3 protein-coding genes and 1 pseudogene are annotated in these 3169 nt (G+C 71.4%); all 4 read left to right on the forward strand.

What is annotated here, in order from left to right; translation table 11 throughout:
- Window positions 1-33: 33 nt before the first annotated feature.
- Complete coding sequence (locus ACZ5C2_RS38490) at window positions 34-1095, forward strand: iron-containing alcohol dehydrogenase family protein (protein WP_468801605.1); 1062 nt, start codon at window positions 34-36, stop codon at window positions 1093-1095.
- The gene (locus ACZ5C2_RS38495) at window positions 1073-1852 is read left to right on the forward strand and encodes a CDP-alcohol phosphatidyltransferase family protein (RefSeq protein WP_468801607.1); all 780 of its coding nucleotides are present in this window, start codon (window positions 1073-1075) and stop codon (window positions 1850-1852) included. The genes ACZ5C2_RS38490 and ACZ5C2_RS38495 overlap by 23 nt, the downstream gene beginning before the upstream one ends.
- Window positions 1853-1860: 8 nt before the next feature.
- The gene (locus ACZ5C2_RS38500; protein ID WP_468801609.1) at window positions 1861-2733 is read left to right on the forward strand and encodes a glycosyltransferase family 2 protein; all 873 of its coding nucleotides are present in this window, start codon (window positions 1861-1863) and stop codon (window positions 2731-2733) included.
- 98 nt (window positions 2734-2831) lie between these two features.
- Window positions 2832-3169, forward strand: a pseudogene (locus ACZ5C2_RS38505) (ABC transporter permease); the annotation flags it as partial.

The raw sequence follows: 3169 nt of genomic DNA on the forward strand, positions 1-3169 counted from the left end.
CCACGACGACCTCGCCCGCGGACGGGAGATCGCGTGCCAGTACTGACCCGGCTCATCCCCTCGCCGGTCGTCGTCGACATCCGCCCGGGTGCCCTCGACGACCTGGCGAGCGTCCTCGCGGACGAGCGGATCTCGCAGTCCGGCCGGCTCGCCATCGCCGTCAGCGGTGGCTCCGGCGCCCGGCTGCGCGGGCGGATCGCGCCCTCGCTGCCCGGCGCCACCTGGTTCGAGGTCGGCGGCGGCACCATCGACGACGCGGTCCGGCTGGCGGGTGACATGCAGGGCGGCCACTACGACGCGGTCGTCGGACTCGGTGGCGGAAAGATCATCGACTGTGCCAAGTTCGCGGCGGCGCGCGTCGGTCTGCCCCTGGTCGCGGTCGCCACCAACCTGGCGCACGACGGTCTGTGCTCGCCGGTCGCGACCCTCGACAACGACGCGGGCCGTGGCTCGTACGGGGTGCCGAACCCGATCGCGGTCGTCATCGACCTCAACGTCATCCGTGAGGCCCCCGTCCGGTTCGTGCGCTCCGGCATCGGCGACGTCATCTCCAACGTCTCCGCCGTCGCGGACTGGGAGCTGTCCCACCGCGTCAACGGCGAGAAGATCGACGGTCTCGCCGCCGCCATGGCCCGGCAGGCCGGGGAGGCCGTGCTGCGCCACCCCGGCGGAGTCGGCGACGACGGTTTCCTGCAGGTGCTGGCCGAGGCCCTGGTCCTCACCGGCATCGCCATGTCGGTGTCGGGCGACTCCCGCCCCTCCTCCGGCGCCTGCCACGAGATCAACCACGCTTTCGACCTGCTCTACCCCAAGCGGGCCGCCGCCCACGGCGAGCAGTGCGGACTGGGTGCCGCCTTCGCGATGTACCTGCGCGGGGCGCACGAGGAGTCGGCGGCCATGGCCGAGGTGCTGCGCCGGCACGAGCTGCCGGTGCTGCCCGAGGAGATCGGATTCACGGTGGACGAGTTCGTCCGGGCCGTCGAGTTCGCCCCGGAGACCCGCCCCGGCCGCTTCACCATCCTCGAGCATCTCGACCTGAAGACCGAACAGATCAAGGACGTCTACGCCGACTATGTCAAGGCCATCGGTAGCTGAACTCCGTCCGGTCGTGCACCCCGCCGGGGTCAAGGACCGGCGCAGCGGTGAGCACTGGATGGGGCGCCTCTACATGCGAGAGGTGTCCCTGCGGGTGGACCGCTACCTGGTGAACACCAGGGTCACGCCCAACCAGCTCACCTACCTGATGACCGTCTTCGGTGTCCTCGCGGCCCCGGCCCTGCTGGTGCCGGGGATCGCGGGTGCCGTCCTCGGCGTGGTCATGGTCCAGCTGTATCTGCTGCTGGACTGCGTCGACGGCGAGGTCGCGCGCTGGAAGAAGCAGTACTCGCTCGGCGGGGTCTACCTGGACCGGGTCGGCGCCTACCTGTGCGACGCCGCCGTCCTGGTCGGCCTCGGTCTGCGCGCCGCCGACCTGTGGGGCTCCGGGCGCGTCGACTGGCTGTGGGCCTTCCTCGGCACCCTGGCCGCGCTCGGCGCGATCCTGGTCAAGGCCGAGACCGACCTGGTCGGCGTCGCCCGTCATCAGGGCGGACTGCCCCCGGTGAAGGAGGCCGCGTCCGAGCCCCGTTCCTCCGGGATGGCCCTGGCCCGCAGGGCCGCCGCGGCGCTCAAGTTCCACCGGCTCATCCTCGGCATCGAGGCGTCCCTGCTGATCCTGCTCCTCGCGATCCTGGACGCCACCCGGGGCGACCTGTTCTTCACGCGGCTCGGCACCGCCGTGCTCGCCGGCATCGCGCTGCTGCAGACCGTGCTGCACCTGGTCTCCGTCCTCGCCTCCAGCAGGCTGAAGTGAGCACCGGCATGACGGTCGGCGCGGTGATCATCACCATGGGCAACCGCCCCGACGAACTGCGCGCCCTGCTGGACTCGGTCGCGAAGCAGGACGGCGACCCGGTCCAGGTGGTGGTCGTCGGCAACGGCTCACCCGTCCCGGAGGTCCCCGAGGGCGTGCGCACCGTCGAGCTGCCGGAGAACCTGGGCATCCCCGGTGGCCGCAACATCGGCATCGAGGCCTTCGGACCGGGGGGGCGGGACGTCGACATCCTGCTGTTCCTCGACGACGACGGCCTGCTCGCCGGCCACGACACCGCCGAGCTGTGCCGGGAGGCCTTCACCGCCGACCCGGCGCTCGGCATCATCAGCTTCCGCATCGCCGACCCGGAGAGCGGTGTCACCCAGCGCCGCCACGTGCCCCGGCTGCGCGCCTCCGACCCGATGCGCTCCTCCCGCGTGACCACCTTCCTCGGCGGCGCGAACGCCGTACGCACCAAGGTCTTCGCCGAGGTCGGCGGACTGCCGGACGCCTTCTTCTACGCCCATGAGGAGACCGATCTGGCCTGGCGGGCCCTCGACGCCGGCTGGATGATCGACTACCGGTCCGACATGGTGCTGTACCACCCGGCGACCGCCCCCTCACGGCACGCGGTCTACCACCGCATGGTCGCCCGCAACAGGGTCTGGCTCGCCCGCCGCAACCTCCCCGCCCTCCTCGTCCCGGTCTACCTGGGCGTCTGGCTCCTGCTCACGCTCCTGCGCCGCCCCTCACGCGCGGCGCTGAAGGCCTGGTTCGGCGGATTCCGTGAGGGCGTGACCACTCCCTGCGGGTCCCGCAGGCCCATGAAGTGGCGTACGGTGTGGCGGCTGACCCGGCTGGGCCGGCCCCCCGTGATCTGACAAGCTCGTGTCCGGGAACACCGGGGCACCACCCGGACTCCCGGCTCATGCCAGGCCCGCTCGGGCCGCCCATCTCGAGGACGAAAGTTTTTCCGCCAGTGAGTGAGACAACACACGACGGCACGGTCGCGGTCACCGGGCCCGCGTCGCCCGACGAGGGCCTCACGGCTGCCGAGCTGGCCGCCCGGTACGGCCTCACGGTCAGCGGCGCCCGGCCGTCCCTCCTGGAGTACGTCCGTCAGCTCTGGGGGCGGCGGCACTTCATCATCGCCTTCTCCCAGGCGAAGCTCACCGCCCAGTACAGCCAGGCCAAGCTCGGCCAGTTGTGGCAGGTGGCGACACCGCTGTTGAACGCGGCGGTGTACTTCTTCATCTTCGGTCTGCTGCTGGGCGCCAACCGGGGCATCCCGAAGGACGTCTACGTGCCGTTCCTGGT

Source organism: Streptomyces sp. NPDC031365, from assembly GCF_055569765.1.